Genomic DNA, 1,180 nt, shown 5'->3' with positions numbered 1-1,180 from the left:
TCGTTTTTTTTACGGTTTTACTAGCTTTTTCATTTTAGCTATTTTTTCAGGGATTTGCAAAACTGAGATGCACCCAGGCTCTTCTACCTATCCCACAAGAAAAAATAACTCTTGTAAAATAGCCGAAGATCCCGTTCTAGTTATTTTTGCAAGAAGTCTACTAAACTGACCAATCTCTACCTCAGCGGAAATTCAAGTGTACCCAAGACTTGTCCTTTCAAGCCAGAGTTTATCTGTAAGTGGGAACCAGAACCTAGCTTTCAAAATTTAAGAGTTCAGAGAATTTGACTATCCTGATGTAGCGACACTGCTTTCAAGCTCTGGACTGGAAAATACGCCTATCCTGATAGTAGCTTCCGCATTTCCACGTCTTACGCTGGGAAATACCATGAATTTGTTTTTTTGGTGTCCATCCTGATTCCTGCCATTTTTTCCAAGAGACTAAATTTAACTGTCAGAATAAAATGGATACTCAGGAGAAACAAAGGACATGACGCGAGAGGAAGCAGTGCGGCGAATTGACCAAGCAGCCGAGGAAAAATTGATGGAACTGGATTTGTCGGGGCTAGGCTTGGAGGAATTGCCGCCGGACATTGGCAAGTGCACACAGCTTGAGACGTTGCTGTTGGGAAACTGGGATGAGGAGGAAGAGGAATTGCTTAGAAATAAGCTAACTGAGTTTCCTGATGCTGTTCTTCAATTAACCAACTTAAAAATACTTAACCTCAGTCCCAATCAGATTACCTCCATCCCAGAGGCGCTCGGGCAACTGTCGAATCTGACAGAGCTTGACCTCGGTGGCAATCAAATTACCTTCATCCCAGACGCACTTGGGCAATTGTCAAATCTGACAAAGCTTGACCTCTATGATAATCAGCTCACCTCCATCCCAGAGGCGCTCGGGCAATTGTCAAATCTGACAAAGCTTGACCTCGGTGGCAATCAGATTACCTTCATCCCAGATGCACTTGGGCAATTGTCCAATCTGACAGAGCTTTGCCTCGATAACAACCAGATTACATCCATCCCAGAGGCGCTCGGGCAACTGTCGAATCTGACAGAGCTTGACCTCAGTGACAATCAGATTACCTTCATCCCAGACGCACTTGGGCAATTGTCGAATCTGACAGAGCTTGACCTCGGTGGCAATCAGATTACCTCCATCTCAGAAGCACTCTGG

Annotated in this window: 1 protein-coding gene; it reads left to right on the top strand. The window is 44.8% G+C overall.

Going from position 1 to position 1,180, the window contains the following annotated elements:
• Positions 1-490 precede the first annotated feature (490 nt).
• Positions 491-1,180, top strand: a 690-nt coding sequence (locus QUB25_RS28980; RefSeq protein ID WP_333188836.1) for a leucine-rich repeat domain-containing protein, incomplete at its 3' end; no start/stop codon positions are given.

This window comes from Microcoleus sp. B3-D7 (assembly GCF_036705305.1).
Classification (GTDB): domain Bacteria; phylum Cyanobacteriota; class Cyanobacteriia; order Cyanobacteriales; family Microcoleaceae; genus Microcoleus.
Note: the sequence above shows the minus strand (reverse complement) of the source record. Positions and strands in the feature narration are given on the sequence as shown.